At 64.6% G+C, this 15,417-nt stretch carries 12 protein-coding genes; 5 read left to right on the plus strand and 7 right to left on the minus strand.

Annotated features, from left to right (window positions below; translation table 11 throughout):
• The first annotated feature begins 220 nt into the window (after positions 1-220).
• The 4 genes from P0Y58_23465 (at position 221) to P0Y58_23480 (ending at position 5,477) form a co-directional block, all read left to right on the plus strand.
• Positions 221-2,008 carry an N-acetylglutaminylglutamine amidotransferase gene (locus tag P0Y58_23465; GenBank protein ID WEK29814.1) on the plus strand — a complete coding sequence of 596 codons (1,788 nt, stop codon included), beginning with the start codon at positions 221-223 and terminating at the stop codon, positions 2,006-2,008.
• 3 nt (positions 2,009-2,011) lie between these two features.
• A complete protein-coding gene (ngg, locus tag P0Y58_23470) occupies positions 2,012-3,757 on the plus strand; it encodes an N-acetylglutaminylglutamine synthetase (protein ID WEK29815.1) in 1,746 nt (581 codons plus the stop codon).
• Positions 3,758-3,882: 125 nt separating this feature from the next.
• Positions 3,883-5,067, plus strand: coding sequence for an osmoprotectant NAGGN system M42 family peptidase (locus P0Y58_23475; GenBank protein ID WEK29816.1), 1,185 nt, complete (start codon positions 3,883-3,885; stop codon positions 5,065-5,067).
• A gap of 182 nt (positions 5,068-5,249) precedes the next feature.
• On the plus strand, positions 5,250-5,477 hold the full coding sequence (locus P0Y58_23480) for a YheU family protein (protein WEK29817.1): 228 nt from the start codon (positions 5,250-5,252) through the stop codon (positions 5,475-5,477).
• A 4-nt stretch (positions 5,478-5,481) separates the two neighbouring features.
• On the opposite strand, the gene csrA is transcribed toward P0Y58_23480, so the two are convergent.
• Positions 5,482-5,661 (minus strand): carbon storage regulator CsrA, encoded by a 180-nt coding sequence (gene csrA, locus P0Y58_23485; GenBank protein WEK29818.1) that lies wholly within the window; start codon positions 5,659-5,661, stop codon positions 5,482-5,484.
• A 126-nt stretch (positions 5,662-5,787) separates the two neighbouring features.
• Complete coding sequence (locus P0Y58_23490) at positions 5,788-6,591, minus strand: SDR family oxidoreductase (protein ID WEK29819.1); 804 nt, start codon at positions 6,589-6,591, stop codon at positions 5,788-5,790.
• Positions 6,592-6,819: 228 nt separating this feature from the next.
• Between P0Y58_23490 and P0Y58_23495 the strand changes: the two genes are divergently transcribed.
• The gene (locus tag P0Y58_23495; protein ID WEK29820.1) at positions 6,820-6,972 is read left to right on the plus strand and encodes a DUF3309 family protein; all 153 of its coding nucleotides are present in this window, start codon (positions 6,820-6,822) and stop codon (positions 6,970-6,972) included.
• On the opposite strand, the gene P0Y58_23500 is transcribed toward P0Y58_23495, so the two are convergent.
• The 5 genes from P0Y58_23500 to P0Y58_23520 form a co-directional block, all read right to left on the minus strand.
• On the minus strand, positions 6,900-10,193 hold the full coding sequence (locus P0Y58_23500) for a transporter substrate-binding domain-containing protein (protein WEK29821.1): 3,294 nt from the start codon (positions 10,191-10,193) through the stop codon (positions 6,900-6,902). The genes P0Y58_23495 and P0Y58_23500 overlap by 73 nt on opposite strands.
• Before the next feature lie 9 nt (positions 10,194-10,202).
• The gene (locus tag P0Y58_23505) at positions 10,203-10,829 is read right to left on the minus strand and encodes a response regulator transcription factor (protein ID WEK29822.1); all 627 of its coding nucleotides are present in this window, start codon (positions 10,827-10,829) and stop codon (positions 10,203-10,205) included.
• 29 nt (positions 10,830-10,858) lie between these two features.
• Complete coding sequence (locus P0Y58_23510; protein ID WEK29823.1) at positions 10,859-12,049, minus strand: hypothetical protein; 1,191 nt, start codon at positions 12,047-12,049, stop codon at positions 10,859-10,861.
• Positions 12,046-12,780, minus strand: a complete 735-nt coding sequence (locus P0Y58_23515; GenBank protein WEK29824.1) for a molecular chaperone — start codon at positions 12,778-12,780, stop codon at positions 12,046-12,048. The genes P0Y58_23510 and P0Y58_23515 overlap by 4 nt, the downstream gene beginning before the upstream one ends.
• Positions 12,781-12,896: 116 nt before the next feature.
• Entirely contained in the window at positions 12,897-15,407 is a 2,511-nt protein-coding gene (locus P0Y58_23520; GenBank protein WEK29825.1) for a CS1-pili formation C-terminal domain-containing protein, read from the minus strand.
• Between the last annotated feature and the right edge of the window lie 10 nt (positions 15,408-15,417).

The raw sequence follows: 15,417 nt of genomic DNA on the forward strand, positions 1-15,417 counted from the left end.
GGCCGCTATGCGGCCCTTCGCGGGCACGCCCGCTCCCACAGGGATCACGCAATGCCAGGGGCTGGCGAAAAACCTGTGGGAGCGGGCGTGCCCGCGAAGGGCTGCACAGCAGCCCCATATAACAGATTGTTCTAAAACTCTCACAAAGCACATAGGTCAGTTCCTTAAGGTGCCCTAATCCGGGGCATCACCTCCCCAACGGAAAAACCGGTAAGGACTTATGTGCGGATTAGCAGGAGAGTTACGTTTCACCCCCATCGACCAAGCCCCTCGCCCAGCCGACCTGGCTGCGGTAGAGCGCATCACGCATCACCTGGCACCTCGTGGCCCGGATGCGTGGGGCTTCCATAGCCAAGGCCCGATTGCCCTTGGCCACCGGCGCCTGAAAATCATGGACTTGTCCGACGGCTCGGCGCAGCCGATGGTCGACAACACCCTGGGCCTGTCACTGGCTTTCAACGGTGCCATCTACAACTTCCCCGAACTGCGCCAGGAATTGCAGGACCTGGGCTACAGCTTCTGGTCCGACGGCGACACCGAGGTGTTGCTCAAGGGCTACCACGCCTGGGGCGCGGCCTTGCTGCCCAAGCTCAACGGCATGTTCGCCCTGGCCATCTGGGAGCGCGACAACCAGCGCCTGTTCCTGGCCCGCGACCGCCTGGGCGTCAAGCCGCTGTACCTGTCGCGCAACGGCGAGCGCCTGCGTTTTGCCTCGACCCTGCCAGCGCTGCTCAAGGGTGGCGACATCGACCCGATGCTCGACCCGGTGGCGCTCAACCATTACCTGAACTTCCACGCTGTGGTACCCGCGCCGCGTACCCTGCTGGCCAACGTGCAAAAGCTGGAACCCGGCACCTGGATGCGCGTCGACCGCCATGGCGAGGTAGAACGCCAGACCTGGTGGCAGCTGAAATACGGCGCCAACCCGGATGAGCGTGAGCTGGACCTGGAAGGCTGGACCACCCGCGTGCTCGACGCCACCCGCGACGCCGTGGCCATTCGCCAACGTGCCGCCGTCGACGTTGGCGTGCTGCTGTCCGGGGGTGTCGACTCCAGCCTGCTGGTCGGGTTGCTGCGCGAAGCAGGTGTAGACGACCTGTCGACGTTCTCCATCGGCTTCGAGGATGCCGGTGGCGAGCGTGGCGACGAGTTCCAGTACTCCGACCTGATCGCCAAACACTACGGCACCCGTCACCACCAGCTGCGCATTGCCGAACACGAGATCATCGACCAGTTGCCAGCCGCATTCCGCGCGATGAGCGAGCCGATGGTCAGCCACGACTGCATTGCCTTCTACCTGCTGTCGCGGGAAGTGGCCAAGCACTGCAAGGGCGTGCAAAGCGGCCAAGGCGCTGACGAACTGTTCGCCGGCTACCACTGGTACCCGCAGGTGGACGGCGCCGAAGACGCCTTTGCGGCTTACCGCGATGCGTTCTTCGACCGCAGCCACGGCGAGTACCGCGAAACCGTGCAGGCACCCTGGCTGCTGGAAACCGACGCCGCTGGCGATTACGTGCGCGAGCACTTCGCCCGCCCTGGCGCCCGCGACGCCGTGGACAAGGCCCTGCGCCTGGACAGCACAGTGATGCTGGTGGACGACCCGGTCAAGCGGGTGGACAACATGACCATGGCCTGGGGCCTGGAAGCGCGCACACCGTTCCTCGACTACCGCCTGGTGGAGCTGTCTGCGCGTATTCCGGCGCGCTTCAAACTGCCCGACGGCGGCAAGCAGGTACTCAAGCAGGCGGCGCGGCGGGTAATCCCGCATGAGGTGATCGACCGCAAGAAAGGCTACTTCCCGGTGCCGGGGCTGAAGCACCTGGATGGTGCCACCCTGGGCTGGGTGCGTGAGCTGCTGACCGACCCCAGCCAGGACCGGGGGCTGTTCAACCCGGCCATGCTCGACCGCCTGCTGAGCAACCCGCACGGCCAGCTCACCCCGCTGCGCGGTTCCAAGCTGTGGCAGCTGGCAGCGCTGAACCTGTGGCTGAGCGAACAAGGAATCTGACCGATGAAAGCCCATGAAATCGCCTACGGTCAGCGCCTGCTGCGCGGGCAGCCGCCGTCCTACGAGCGCCTGCAGGCGCGCCTGGCCGGCGACGGCAGCCAGCCCCATGACCAGCCGCGTGCCGTGCACTGTGGCTGGGGCCGATTGCTGATCGGCCATACCTACCCAGACCCGGTCGCCTTGGCCGAGCAATTGCTGAGCGAACGCCCCGGCGAGCGCGACATTGCCCTGTATGTGGCGGCGCCCCAGCAAGTGTTGGCCCAAGCGCCGCAGCAACTGTTTCTGGACCCGTCCGACACCCTGCGCCTGTGGTTTACCGACTACCGCCCGGCGCAGCGGGTGTTCCGTGGCTTCCGTGTGCGCCGGGCGCAAAACCCGGCTGACTGGCAGGCCATCAACACCCTGTACCAGGCACGCAGCATGCTGCCGGTCGACCCCGACCTGCTCACCCCCAGGCACCTGGGCGGCCCGGTGTACTGGCTGGCCGAAGATGAAGACAGCGGCGCGGTGATCGGCAGCGTCATGGGCCTGAACCATGCCAAGGCCTTCAACGACCCGGAACACGGCAGCAGCCTGTGGTGCCTGGCGGTGGACCCGCATTGCACCCGCCCCGGCGTGGGCGAGGTGCTGGTGCGCCATCTGATCGAACACTTCATGAGCCGTGGCCTGGCCTACCTGGACCTGTCAGTGCTGCATGACAACCGCCAGGCCAAGCGCCTTTACCAGAAGCTGGGTTTTCGCAACCTGCCCACCTTTGCGGTCAAGCGCAAGAACGGCATCAACGAGCCGCTATTTCTCGGGCCAGGGCCGCAAGCCGACCTCAACCCCTATGCCCGCATCATCGTCGACGAAGCGCTACGCCGGGGTATCGACGTGCAGGTGGACGACGCCGCCAGCGGCTTGTTCACCCTCAGCCTGGGCGGGCGTCGAATTCGTTGCCGTGAGTCGCTCAGCGACCTGACCAGTGCCGTCACCATGACCTTGTGCCAGGACAAACGCTTGACCCGGCAGGTCCTGCACAACGCCGGGCTGCAAGTGCCTGCGCAACAGTTGGCCGGCAATGCGGACGACAACCTGGCATTTCTCGACGAGCACGGCGCGGTTGTGGTCAAACCGGTGGATGGCGAGCAAGGCCAGGGCGTGGCAGTGAACCTGACCTGCATCGACGACATCACCCAGGCCGTGACACATGCTCGTCAGTTCGACAGCCGCGTGCTGCTGGAAAGCTTCCATGCCGGGTTTGACCTGCGCATTGTGGTGATCGGCTACGAAGTAGTGGCCGCTGCCATCCGCCACCCGGCGCAGGTGCTGGGCGACGGCAAACACAGCATCCGCCAGTTGATCGAAGCCCAGAGCCGTCGGCGCCAGGCCGCCACGGGTGGCGAAAGCCGTATCCCGCTGGACGACGAAACCGAGCGCACCCTGCGCGCGGCAGGCTTTGGCTATGACGATGTATTGTCTGCCGGCCAACGCTTGGCCGTGCGGCGCACCGCCAACCTGCACACCGGTGGCACCCTTGAAGATGTGACCGAACGCCTGCACCCGGTGCTGGCCGACGCTGCCGTGCGCGCTGCACGGGCGCTGGAGATTCCGGTGGTGGGGCTGGACTTTATGGTGCGCGATGCCGGGCAGCCGGAATACGTGATCATCGAAGCCAACGAACGTGCCGGCCTGGCCAACCATGAACCGCAGCCCACGGCCGAGCGGTTTATCGACCTGCTGTTTCCGCATAGCCGGCCTTTGGCGTAACAGCTGATGGCCTCTTCGCGGGCACGCCCGCTCCCACAGGTCCGCCACAGGGCCTGAGACTTGTGCATTACCTGTGGGAGCGGGCATGCCCGCGAAGAAACCAACACAATTTTCAAGGAGTACTCATGTCCGAACGACTCCCAGAACCCAATCTCGACTACCTCAAACGCGTGCTGCTGGAGATGCTCGCCATCCCCAGCCCCACCGGTTTCACCGACACCATCGTGCGCTACGTGGCCGAACGCCTCGACGAACTGGGCATCCCCTTCGAGCTGACCCGTCGCGGTACCATCCGCGCCACCCTCAAGGGCCGGCAAACTTCCCCCGACCGCGCCGTGTCCGCCCACCTCGACACCATCGGCGCCAGCGTGCGCCAGTTGCAGGACAACGGCCGCCTGGCGCTGGCGCCGGTCGGCTGCTGGTCCAGCCGCTTTGCCGAGGGCAGCCGGGTCAGTGTGTTCACCGACACCGGTGTAGTACGTGGCAGCGTGTTGCCGTTGATGGCCAGCGGGCACGCTTTCAACACCGCCATCGACCAGATGCCGGTCAGCTGGGACCACGTGGAACTGCGCCTGGACGCCTACTGCGCTACTCGCGCCGACTGCGAGGCATTGGGCGTGAGCATTGGCGACTTCGTCGCCTTCGACCCACTGCCCGAGTTCACCGAAAGCGGCCACATCAGCGCCCGTCACCTGGACGACAAGGCCGGCGTAGCGGCACTGCTCGCCGCATTGAAGGCCGTGGTAGAAAGTGGCCGCCAGCCATTGATCGACTGCCACCCGTTGTTCACCATCACCGAAGAGACCGGCTCGGGCGCTGCCGGCGCCCTGCCCTGGGATGTCAGCGAGTTCGTCGGCATCGACATCGCCCCGGTGGCCCCCGGGCAGGCTTCCAGCGAGCATGCGGTGAGCGTGGCCATGCAGGACTCGTCAGGGCCGTACGACTACCACCTGTCCAGGCACCTGCTGAAACTGGCCGGTGACCACGACTTGCCGGTGCGGCGCGACCTGTTCCGCTACTACTTCAGCGATGCCCATTCGGCGGTGACGGCGGGGCACGATATACGTACCGCGCTGGTGGCGTTTGGCTGTGATGCCACCCATGGCTACGAACGCACGCATATCGACAGCCTTGCCGCGTTGAGCCGGTTGCTGTCGGCGTATCTGTTGAGCCCACCCGTGTTCGCCAGCGACTCGCAGCCGGCCAATGCGTCGCTGGAACGCTTTAGCCATCAACTGGAGCATGATGCGCAAATGGAAAGCGACACGCGGGTGCCGGCGGTGGACAGTCTGGTTGGCAATAAGGCTTGAGGGCGCAGGGGGCTGCTTTGCAGCCCATCGCAGGCAAGCCAGCTCCTACAGGGGCACCACAAGCCTGAGCTTCGCGCGGTCCCTGTAGGAACTGTCTTGCCTGCGATGGGCCGCAGCGCGGCCCCAAAATCCCCAAGGTTTCGCGTAGCATGCCTACACCAATACCCTAGACACCGCCCACCATGCTGATCCCCTACGACCAACTGCAAGCCGAAACCCTGACCCGCCTGATCGAAGATTTCGTCACCCGTGACGGCACCGACAACGGCGACGATACCCCGCTGGAAACCCGCGTGCTGCGGGTGCGCCAGGCATTGGCCAAGGGCCAGGCGTTCATCCTGTTCGACCCGGAAAGCCAGCAGTGCCAGTTGCTGGCCAGGCATGATGTGCCCAGGGAGTTGCTCGACTAGCCGCTCAGGCCTTGTTTTGCTTGGCCTCCTTGATGCGCTTGTACACCTCTGCCCGATGCACCGGCACTTCCCGCGGTGCATCTACTCCAAAGCGCACCACGCCGTCCCTGGTCTGCACCACCATGATCCGGATGTCATCGCCTATCACGATGATCTCCCCTACTTCGCGTCCTATTACCAGCATGTTCCGCTCCTTCAATGAAAGGGAAAAGCGGAGCGTGCCTCGTAGCCATTTACCTACTCAATAGTTCCGCAGCAAATCAGAATTGCCCTACATTTTCCGGTAACTTCTCCTACAGACCATTCATCTCTACTGGGCTTTGGCGCGCATTTTCACCGCCATTTCGGCCATTTCGTCGTACAGCCGCTGGGGGGCTTGCTGCTTCAATGCCCACGCCTGGCGCCCGGCTTCGTGGGGCAGAATCAGGAACTCGCCAGCGGCGACCTGCTGATGGATGTAGTCGGCAATGTCCGACGCACTAATCGGCGAACCCTCCAGTAGCTTGCCCACCTGCACCTTCATGGCGGGGTTAGGCCCGCGGAACGAGTCCAGCAGGTTGGTCTGGAAGAACGACGGGCACACCACGTGCACCGCCACCTTTAGCTGGCGCAACTCCACCAGCAGGCTTTCCGACAGGGCCAGTACACCGGCCTTGGCCACGTTGTAGTTGCTCATGCCAGGGCCCTGCATCAGCGCGGCCATCGAGGCCACGTTGATGATCCGCCCCTTGCTGCGTTCCAGCAGCGGCAGGAACGCCTTGCAGCCCTTGACCACGCCCATCAGGTTGACCGCCAGCTGCCAGTCCCAGTCCTCCAGCGACAACTCGGCGAAGAACCCGCCCGAGGCAACGCCTGCGTTGTTGACGATCACGTCGATGCCACCGAACTGCTCGGTGCAGGCCTGGGCCAAGGCGGTAAGCTGGCTGTAATCGCGCACGTCGCAGCGCTGGGTGAAGGCCTCGCCGCCGGCCGCGCGGGCCAGGTCCAGGGTTTCACGCAGGCCGGCTTCGTTGACGTCAGCCAGCGCCAGGCGCCAGCCTTCACGCGCCCAGCGCAGGGCGATCTCGCGGCCCAGGCCGGATCCGGCGCCGGTGATCATGATGCGGTTTTGCATGGTGGCAGGCCCTGTTGTGATGTGGAGTGAAAGCAGTCTAAACAAGGGCCTGGGTAACGGCAGGGTGCATCAGGTTAGTGAATGGGTGGGCATGACTGTGTGGTCAGCCTGCGAAGCGGCCAGTTGCAGCAACACTCAAATGGAATCTTTCGCAAGCGGCGCCGGTCCGATCTAGCAAGAGGCCTGCAGTCCGAGGCCCTTGCCCATAAACCATGCAAGGACTCCACCATGACCACGATCCTCATCATCATCCTGATCCTGCTGCTGATCGGTGGCTTACCGGTCTTCCCACACTCGCGCAGTTGGGGCTACGGCCCGTCCGGCATTGTTGGCGTAGTGCTGGTCATCCTGCTGGTGCTGCTGCTGTTAGGCATGATATGAGCAACCCCGCCTGGCGGCGGGGCTCCATGCAAGTTCGCGTGCTGCGCGAGGTAGCTGGCAAGCCAGCAATCCAGGCGCAGCATCGCCTCCTTCAGCGCAAGGGCAGCCCGGCGCACCTGCAAAGGGTTCGGCGGATGTTGCCCGCACAGCGTCTCAAGCCTTTCACACAACGCTATCAAGGCGTGCCCCGGCACAATGCGCGCTGCGCCTTTTACTCGGTGGGCCAGCTCTGCAAGCACCGGTGGTTGTGCCAAAGAAGCGCCGAGCTGTGCCAGATCCTCCCTGTTGCTTTTGGCGAGGTCGGCCATCAGGGCTACCACTACCGCCTGGTCGCCACAGACCAGTTTGTGCAGATGTGCCAGATCGACAATGGGTGGACCCTGACCGGCACGATTGACGGTTGCCTGACAGGCAAGCAATGTCTGCTCAAGGGTGTTCAGGTCCAGCGGTTTGAACAGGCAATGGTCCATACCCGCCGCTTTGGCCCGGCGGCGTTCCTCCTGCAGGGCGCTGGCGGTGAGCCCCACCACCCGGCAACGTGGCTGGCCCCTGCGCCGCTCGTGCTCGCGCATGGCCCGGGCCAGTGCAAAACCGCCAAGCCTGGGCATGTTGCAATCGCTGATGACCACATCGAACGGGTGCTGCAACCACAGGCGCAGGGCCTGATCACCATCCTCGGCGACCTGAACCTGATGGCCAAGAAACTCCAACTGGTGCGCCAGCAACAAACGGTTGGCGGGGTAGTCATCGACGACCAGCACGCGCAGGCCAGCCAGCCTGGCTGGATTACCCTGGGGCAGCAACGGGGCAGCCGGCACCGGGGCAGCCGCCAGCATCAGGTCGAGGCGGATTTCAATTCGCGTGCCTTGGCCCAATATGCTGTGCAAGCGCAACTGCCCGCCGAGCATTTCACACAAACTGCGGCTGATGCCAAGCCCTAGCCCTGTACTGCTACGCGGTGACTGGCGCTGATTACTGGCCTGGCGGAAAGGTTGTCCAAGGCTTGCCAGCTCGGACTGGGCAATGCCTATACCGGTGTCTGCAACTTCAAGCAGCACGCTTGCCCGGCCGGCAGCAGCCTGCATGCTCAGGCTCACCAACACCTCGCCCTGCTCGGTAAATTTGATCGCATTGCTGACCAGGTTGGCCAGCACCTGTTTGAAACGCACCGGGTCAAGCATGACCCAGCTGTTCACAGCGCCTTTGCACACCACGTTCAGGGCAAGCCCCTTGCCGCGTGCCTGCTGTTCAAACAACTGGACTACCCGCGCCACCTGCTCGCGCAGGCTCACTGGCACCGGTGCCAACTGCAACTGGCCGGTTTCGATACGTGTGATGTCGAGCACATCCCCTATCAGTTCTTGCAGCCCCATGGCGGCATCGGCCGCCACTTCAATGGCCAGGTGGTCCAGCTCGCCCTGCCCGGCTTTGCGTCGGGCAAGCTCCAGCATACCCAGCAGGGCATGCAACGGTGTGCGGATTTCATGGCTCATGGCTGCAAGAAACTGGGTTTTGGCCTGGTTGGCCGCGTCCGCGTCACGTTTGGCCCGCCGCAGTTGCACCTGCATCCGGCGCAGGTAGCGAACCCACAGCAAGGCCAGCAACAGCAGGCTGCATGCCAGGGCAAAGACTGCCAGCATGCGCCCGCCATAACGACGCCAGAACCCGTCGCCCACGATCATCGGGTTACGCCAACGCCGGACCATGGCTTCCATTTCAGCCGGCGGCAGCGCGAGCAAGGCTTTTTCGAGAATCCCCAGCAGCGCTTCATCGGCAGGGCTACCGGCAAAGGCGAAGTGCACCGGCGGCAGCGGCAGGCTGGCAGTGATACGCAGCCTGCCGGGGAAGTACCGCGCCATCAGCGAGCGCGCCTGGTCTTGTGCAAGCACGGCGCCACGTACCTGGCCTTGGTCCAGCGCCTGCAGCGCCGCCAAAGGCCCGGGCACGAGCCGCTGGCGGATCCCTGGGTAGCTGTTGGCCAGCCTCTGCGCCTGCGCGCTGCCTCGCACCAAAGCCAGCCGCCGCCTGTCGAGTTGCGCCAGGCTGCTGGGCGCTGTCGCCTCGTTGCGCGTTACCAGGACCAACGGCGAGCTCAGGTAACTGCGGCTGAAACGCAGTTGGCGGGCGTGTGCCGGGCTGTAGGACAGCCCGGCAATCAGGTCAGCCTGGCCCAGGCGCACCTGCTCGATCATGCGCGATACGTCACTGCCCGCCTGCACGTCGAAGTGCAAGCCGGTGAGGCGGCTGATGCGCTGTAGCAAGTCCAGGCTCAAGCCGCGCAACTGGCCATGCTCATCGTGATAGCTCAACGGTAACTGCTGCTCGCCGAGCAATACCTTTACCACGCGGTTATCCGCCAGCCAGCGCTGCTGAGCCTCGGTCAGGTCAACCCGCCCGGGCTTGCCCGGGGTGGCAGGCTGCGGGCGCCAGTATTCGCGTATGCGGGCATGCTGCTGTTCGGTGAGGCCTTGCAGCACGGCATCGACCAGCCTGGGCAGTGGGCCATGCTTGTCGCGCAGGGCAAAGCCCAGAGCCCGGGGAGGTAACGCGGGTTGGTCGACCGCTTCGATACCTGACAGTTGCCCACGGCCCAACCAGTAGCGGCTGCCCGACTCACTGCCGAGAAAAAGCTCGGCCTCGCCGAGCTGCAACGCCGCCAAGGCACTCAGCGCAGATGGGTGGAGCTGGATCTGTGCGTTGGGGTAAGCCTGCTGAAGCACTGCCAACGGCCGATCGCCCTCGACCGCCAGCAGCCGGAGGCTTTCGCCAGCACCACTGACGCCCCGCTCGCTGGCCAGCAGCAATGGCTGGTCAAGGATGTAGGGGCTGGACAGGTGTAAATTCGCATCTTGCGCATGATGCGCAGTGACCGCGCTGACCAGGTCGACAGTGCCCCCGCGCAAGGCCGCGAAAGCAGCGCTGTAGGTGTCAAACACCTGCAGGCGTGCTTCCAGCCCCAGCGTCTCGGCCAGCAAACGGGCATATTCGGCGCTGATGCCTTCGTAGGCATGGCCGGTGCCGAGCATGTCGAAGGGCGGATTGTCGCGGGCAATCACGCCCAGGTCGAGGTGGCGCTTTTCCAGCCGCCACTGCAGGTCGGCAGGTGCCAGCGCCAGCGCAGGCAGCGCTTCCACGCCACGGCTGTAGAGCTGCGGCGCGCCAAGGGCGGTTAGCGGGTTCAGGCAATACAGCAGCCACAACAGCAGGGCGCGAGTCGGCACGGGGAGCGGCTAGATGAGCGCATTGCGACGGGCAAAGTCCGCCAGGTCGATCAACGAGTTGACCCGCAGTTTTTCCATGAGCCGGGCTTTGTAAGTGCTGATGGTCTTGTTGCTCAACAACATGGCCTCACCGATCGCCTTGTTGCTCAGCCCACGGGCCAGCTGCTGCAAGACCATCAGCTCGCGGTCGGTCAGTGAGGCGATGCATTGCGCGTCCGAGTACCTGAGGTCCTGCTTGTGCACCGAGCTCAGTGCCACTTCGGGGAAATAGGTATAGCCAGAAAGCGCTGCACGCACTGCCTTGCCCAGCTCGTCCAGCTCGTCGGTCTTGGCCACGAAACCCACCGCGCCCGCCTGCATGCAGCGCAGCGAATAAGCCTCGGGCAACTGCGAAGTCAGCACCAACACCTTGGGCGGGCACGCCATACCTTTGAACCGGGCGATCACCTCAAGGCCATCAAGCCCGGGCATGGCGATGTCGAGGACTACCAGGTCCGGGCTCAGCTCACGCGCCAGGCGCACTGCATCGATGCCATTGTCGGTCTGGCCGACCACCTCGAACCGTTCCTTGCGCAGCAGCATGCACACGGTGGCGCGGATGAACGGGTGGTCGTCTACCACCAGCACTTTGTACATCGGTTAACCTCGCGCGCCAGGGTGACGCCCTAAAGCTCAGCGTCGAAAATAACGGTGACCTGGCCGGCATAGGTGCTGCCAGGGTGCTTGAGCATGGCCTGGACATCGCCGCGCTCAACCTCGAAATGCAACTGGCCCGGGCGGTTCAGGGTTGCCATGGCCGCGTCGAATTGCAGCGCGGCCTGCCGACCACTGGGCAATGGCAAGCGTTGCACCTGTGCGCCTTGGTACTCGATGCCGGCCGGCAGGCTAAGCGCAACTGCAACCGGTACCTCATCATTCTGGGCGTTGCGGATAGCACAGCGCCCGGCAGCAGCATAATGCTCGCACAACCTGTAGACCTTGAACGGGCCGCTGGACCAGACACGGAACGGCAAGTCGCGGTAGAGCCGCTGGGGTGGCTTGCCGCCACTCAACCAGGTTTGCCAGCCCTTCGGTGGCTCCAGAACCGCCCGTTCCGACCCCGGCGGAAATTCGAAGATGAACGCATGTTGCACGGTGAGCTCGAAGTTCACCGTAAGGGTGTTGCCACTGAGTGCGGTCACGTCATTACCGAAGTCGAAATCGCCTCCGGGCCCGATGCTGTAAGTCACGCTGCCACGCCACAGGCCACTGGGCATGCGAAAAGGCGGTGTAACGTCGATTGAATAGGCAGCGCTGGTATCCACCACGCTGGCGAGCACCGCCCGCCCGTTCTCTGTTGCAGAAGCCCAACAGGGGGCAGGCGCAGCCGGCTGGCGGACGTCGTACAGGTAGATTACCTGGGGGGGCCTGTACTGGTTCAAGGCACCCACGCTTGTGCAACCGCCATTGACCGTAGTCTGGAAAAGTGGATGAGTGGGCAGCTCGGTTGCCGTCCGCACGACCTGGCTGATGGCAGTCCAGTCAAACCTGACACGCCGGGATTCGCCGGTGGCATCGTGGTAGATATCCACGTCACGCCGGGAGGGCAAGCTGAGATAGAACGCGTCACGCGGGTCGCTCGCGGCTTTGTTCGCCATCTTGTCATAGGTGATGGGCAACGCCACCGTGGTGCGCCCACGGCAGGTACCTGGCCAATACTGGCACAAGCCACCGGGGGGTGTGGTGTTGTCGAACCGCCCGCTGCCACCGCCCAGATACTGCGCGGAGAGGGTGACCTCCAGCGCAGTGGCAGCATTGGCGACCAGCAGCAATGCGCCGCCGACCAAACCGTGCAGCAACCGGTTGAAGGTGCTCATCGTTCCACCACCATGGTGCTGCGGCGCTCGCCTTCCAGCAGCTCGAACTGATGCACGCGCTCGGCATCCCCGGCGAACTGCTTGTTGCGCCCGGGCAACAGATGGTGCTTGGTGGCGGGCTCGCACGCCTCGCCCGCTGTACGGCACTGGCGGAAATGGTCGAGCACCACGGTGGCATTGCCCTCGTTGGTGACGCTAAGCAACCCGCCCTGACGCTGTACGGGCGTGTGGAAACGGGTCTCGGCAGGCCGTACGAACAGTAAGGACCCGTAGCCCGCCAGCAAGTTGACCCCGGCCTTGAGGTGCTCGCGATAGTCCTCGGCCTCCTCGGCATCTACCGCAAAGCCGTCGCCCAACTCCGGCAGTACCGGCACGAAGCGCAGGCGGAAGTAGCGCTCCTGGTCTCGCGCTCCGCGGTACACCAGGCGCACCGCCTGCATGCCCTGGGCCGGCACGATCAGCCGCGCCGGGCTGGCCACCAGGCCGCGTTGCTCCAGCGGCAGGCCGTCGGTGTCGACCTCACGGGCATTGCCATCGTTGTCGTAGACCAGTTCGGCGACACTGACCTTGACGAAGGCCGTTGTATCGCCGCCGTTGCGCACCCGTTTAAGCAAGGTGCTCTTGCCGCCGTCAAGGTAATCATAGAGCGCGCCGACGTTGAGCTCGGGGGCTGCGTGGGTGGCCAGTGGCGCTACCAGCAGCGCCAGGGCAATCAGGCGATGGATATTCACGGGTGAAGGCTCCTTGGGTAAGTGCAGCGATGGGCATACCGTAAAACGGCTGCCCTCGCAGGAGTTGTAGGACGCGTCTGAAGCGACGGTAGGGCAGCTCTGTGTCTGATCAAGGTCTAGCTCTCGCCGCGCTCGCCACCCGCGGCGGCGGCCCTAGCCAGGCTTGCCGGCGTGCAACGCTGGTCGCCGGCCAACAGCACATCGTCTTCACGTTTCAGCTGCGCCAGGTCCAGTGTCAGCAGGCATACGGCCTGCCCTTGCTGGCGAATTTCCAGGGTGGGTGTCGACTCGCTCATTTCTACCGCGAAGAAGCCATCGGCTTCGCTGACACTGCGGCTGGCGTGGTTGATCACCTGGGCTCCGCGCAGCGGCTGGCCATGGCTGTCGAGCAGGCGGCCGATCACCGTCAAAGTGCGCAATACCCTCAGTTGCCGATAGGCAATGCCGCCCCGGTTAAGGTGGTAGTCCACGCTGGAGGGCTGGATCACTGCGGCGGTGGCGTCCGCACCTTCAAGGTCGAACTGCACGTGGCCCGCTTTGTACGCAGCTACCGGCACCACGTTGCGCCCAGGGCGTAAATTGGCAGTACCGCCGTGGCGGTCGTCAGCGCGCAACACCAGGCCTTCGATGTCGCTTTCCACGTCGACGATCAGCCCGGCCTGGTGCGGCAGGTACTGGCCGCTCACCGCTGCCTTGCCGGCGCCAACCGCCAGCATGCTTTCCAGGTTGAGCCCGCCGCTGAACTCACCGTTGTACGAGGAGCGCTGGAAGTAGGCGTCGCCATGCAACTGCTGGCTCTCGAATTGCGTGTCGCCCCCCAGGCCGGCGCCATAGCGGTCGGCGCTGGCGGTCAGGCCGACGCTGCGCAGCGGGCCGAGGTCGACGTCCTGCTGGTAGGCCAGCGCGGCGTTGAGGTCACGCCCGCCATCGCGCGCGGTACGGCTGCCGACGCTGGCCGACAGGCGCCGCCCCCCCGTGCCGCCCAGGCTCATGCTGAGGCTCAGGTTGACGCCGCGGCTGCGGGCCTCGCCGGTGCCCACGTTGCCGGGCCGGTCGAACAGCGACAGGCGCCAGTTGGCCTGCGAACCCATTAACTGGCCGAAGTACGACCAGCCCAGGTCTACACCCGTACCCGCACTGGCCCCGCTGCTGTGCGACACCCGCACGCTGGCGGTATTTCGCGGGTCGAGGCGATGGTTGTACGACAGTGACGTCTGCGTTTGCCGGGCCTGCCAGTGGGTCGGCTGATCGGCGTCGCGCAACGACTCCGGGCGGGCCAGCCAGGTGCTGCTCTGGCTGGCCACCAACGAGCTGCTTTCACCGGCATGGATCAGTTGCAGGTCATAGCCATTGCCGTAGCCCTCGGCGCGGAACAGGTTGCCGTACAGTTTGAAGCGATCGCGTACATCCCAGTCCAGCGACGTTCCGTATTGCAGGGTCTCGTCGATGCGCTGCGCCGAGAGGCCGACGATAGCCCGCGGGTGTAGCAAATAGTTGGCAAGCACGCCCGCGGCCAGGCTGTCATCGGCGTCATGTTGCCAGTTGCTCAACACACTGCTCTGTCGGCCCAGGTACAGGTTGTAGCGCCACGGTGCATCGGTACTGCGCCAGTTGCTGGGTTTGTAGATGAACGCCTGGCTGCGCGAAGTGACCTGGCCGTCCTCGACCAGGCGGATTTCCACTTCATAGATGCCACCGGGCAGCACTTTGCTGTCCAGCGTCTGCAGGCCCGGCTGCACCGGCTGGCTATTGATCAGTACACCGTTGCGGTAAATCTCCGCCACGGCGGGGCGGTTGGGGGTGACGTAGATGGGCGTCGCGCTGGGCGCGCCATTGTCGATCGCCAGGCTGTCGCTGCTGCCAAACATCAGGCCAAGCGTGGTATCGGGGCTGGTGCCCATCAGCCGTGGCTGGCGGGTCAGGCCTTGGGCACTGGGGGTGAAATAGCCCAGGCGGTAGAAGTGGTCTTGTACAAGACGTTCGCCATACAACTGGTCAACCCGGTAGCGCGTGCCTTGCTGGCTATCGCTGCCTCGGTCGAGCTGGCCATCGGCCAGAGTCGTCCAGTTGCCCAGGCTGCCCTGCCCTTGCAACGCATAGCGGCCGCTGGTGGCCCGGCCGTCATTGACCAGGTTGAGTTGGTTGCGCAGCAACAGGCCGTAGCTGCCTTGCTCCGGAAGCCTGTGGAAACGCTGGTTTGCAGCCGACACTTCGGCCTGGTCGGTGAGCAGTGACAGCTGCGAGTTGACCAGGCTGTAATGCAACGCGCGCAAGCCATCGGGGCAATCCACCTGACAATCGCCCAGTGGCCGGCCATCGGCCAGGCGCTCGCGCCACCGCCGCCTGAGGGTTTCTGGTTCACGGCTGTCGAGGGTTTCGGTGAATTCCAGCAGTTGCACGCGCTGATCACGACTGAGCACCACCATCGCATCACCCAGATAGCGGCCGTCCAGGTCCACCCTGACGGCCAACGGTACTTCATAGAAGTGCGCCTCGAACTCTCGCGGCAGGCCGTCGATGCCACCGAGCGCCATGGGCGCAGCCTGGCCGGTGGCCGCTGCAGCGACCAGGCAGGCTGCGACTGGAAGGCCGCGGTACAACGCGCGAAACGGAATGTGTGAGGTCATGAGTGTCGCT

The organism is Candidatus Pseudomonas phytovorans, from assembly GCA_029202525.1.
Lineage (GTDB): Bacteria > Pseudomonadota > Gammaproteobacteria > Pseudomonadales > Pseudomonadaceae > Aquipseudomonas > Aquipseudomonas phytovorans.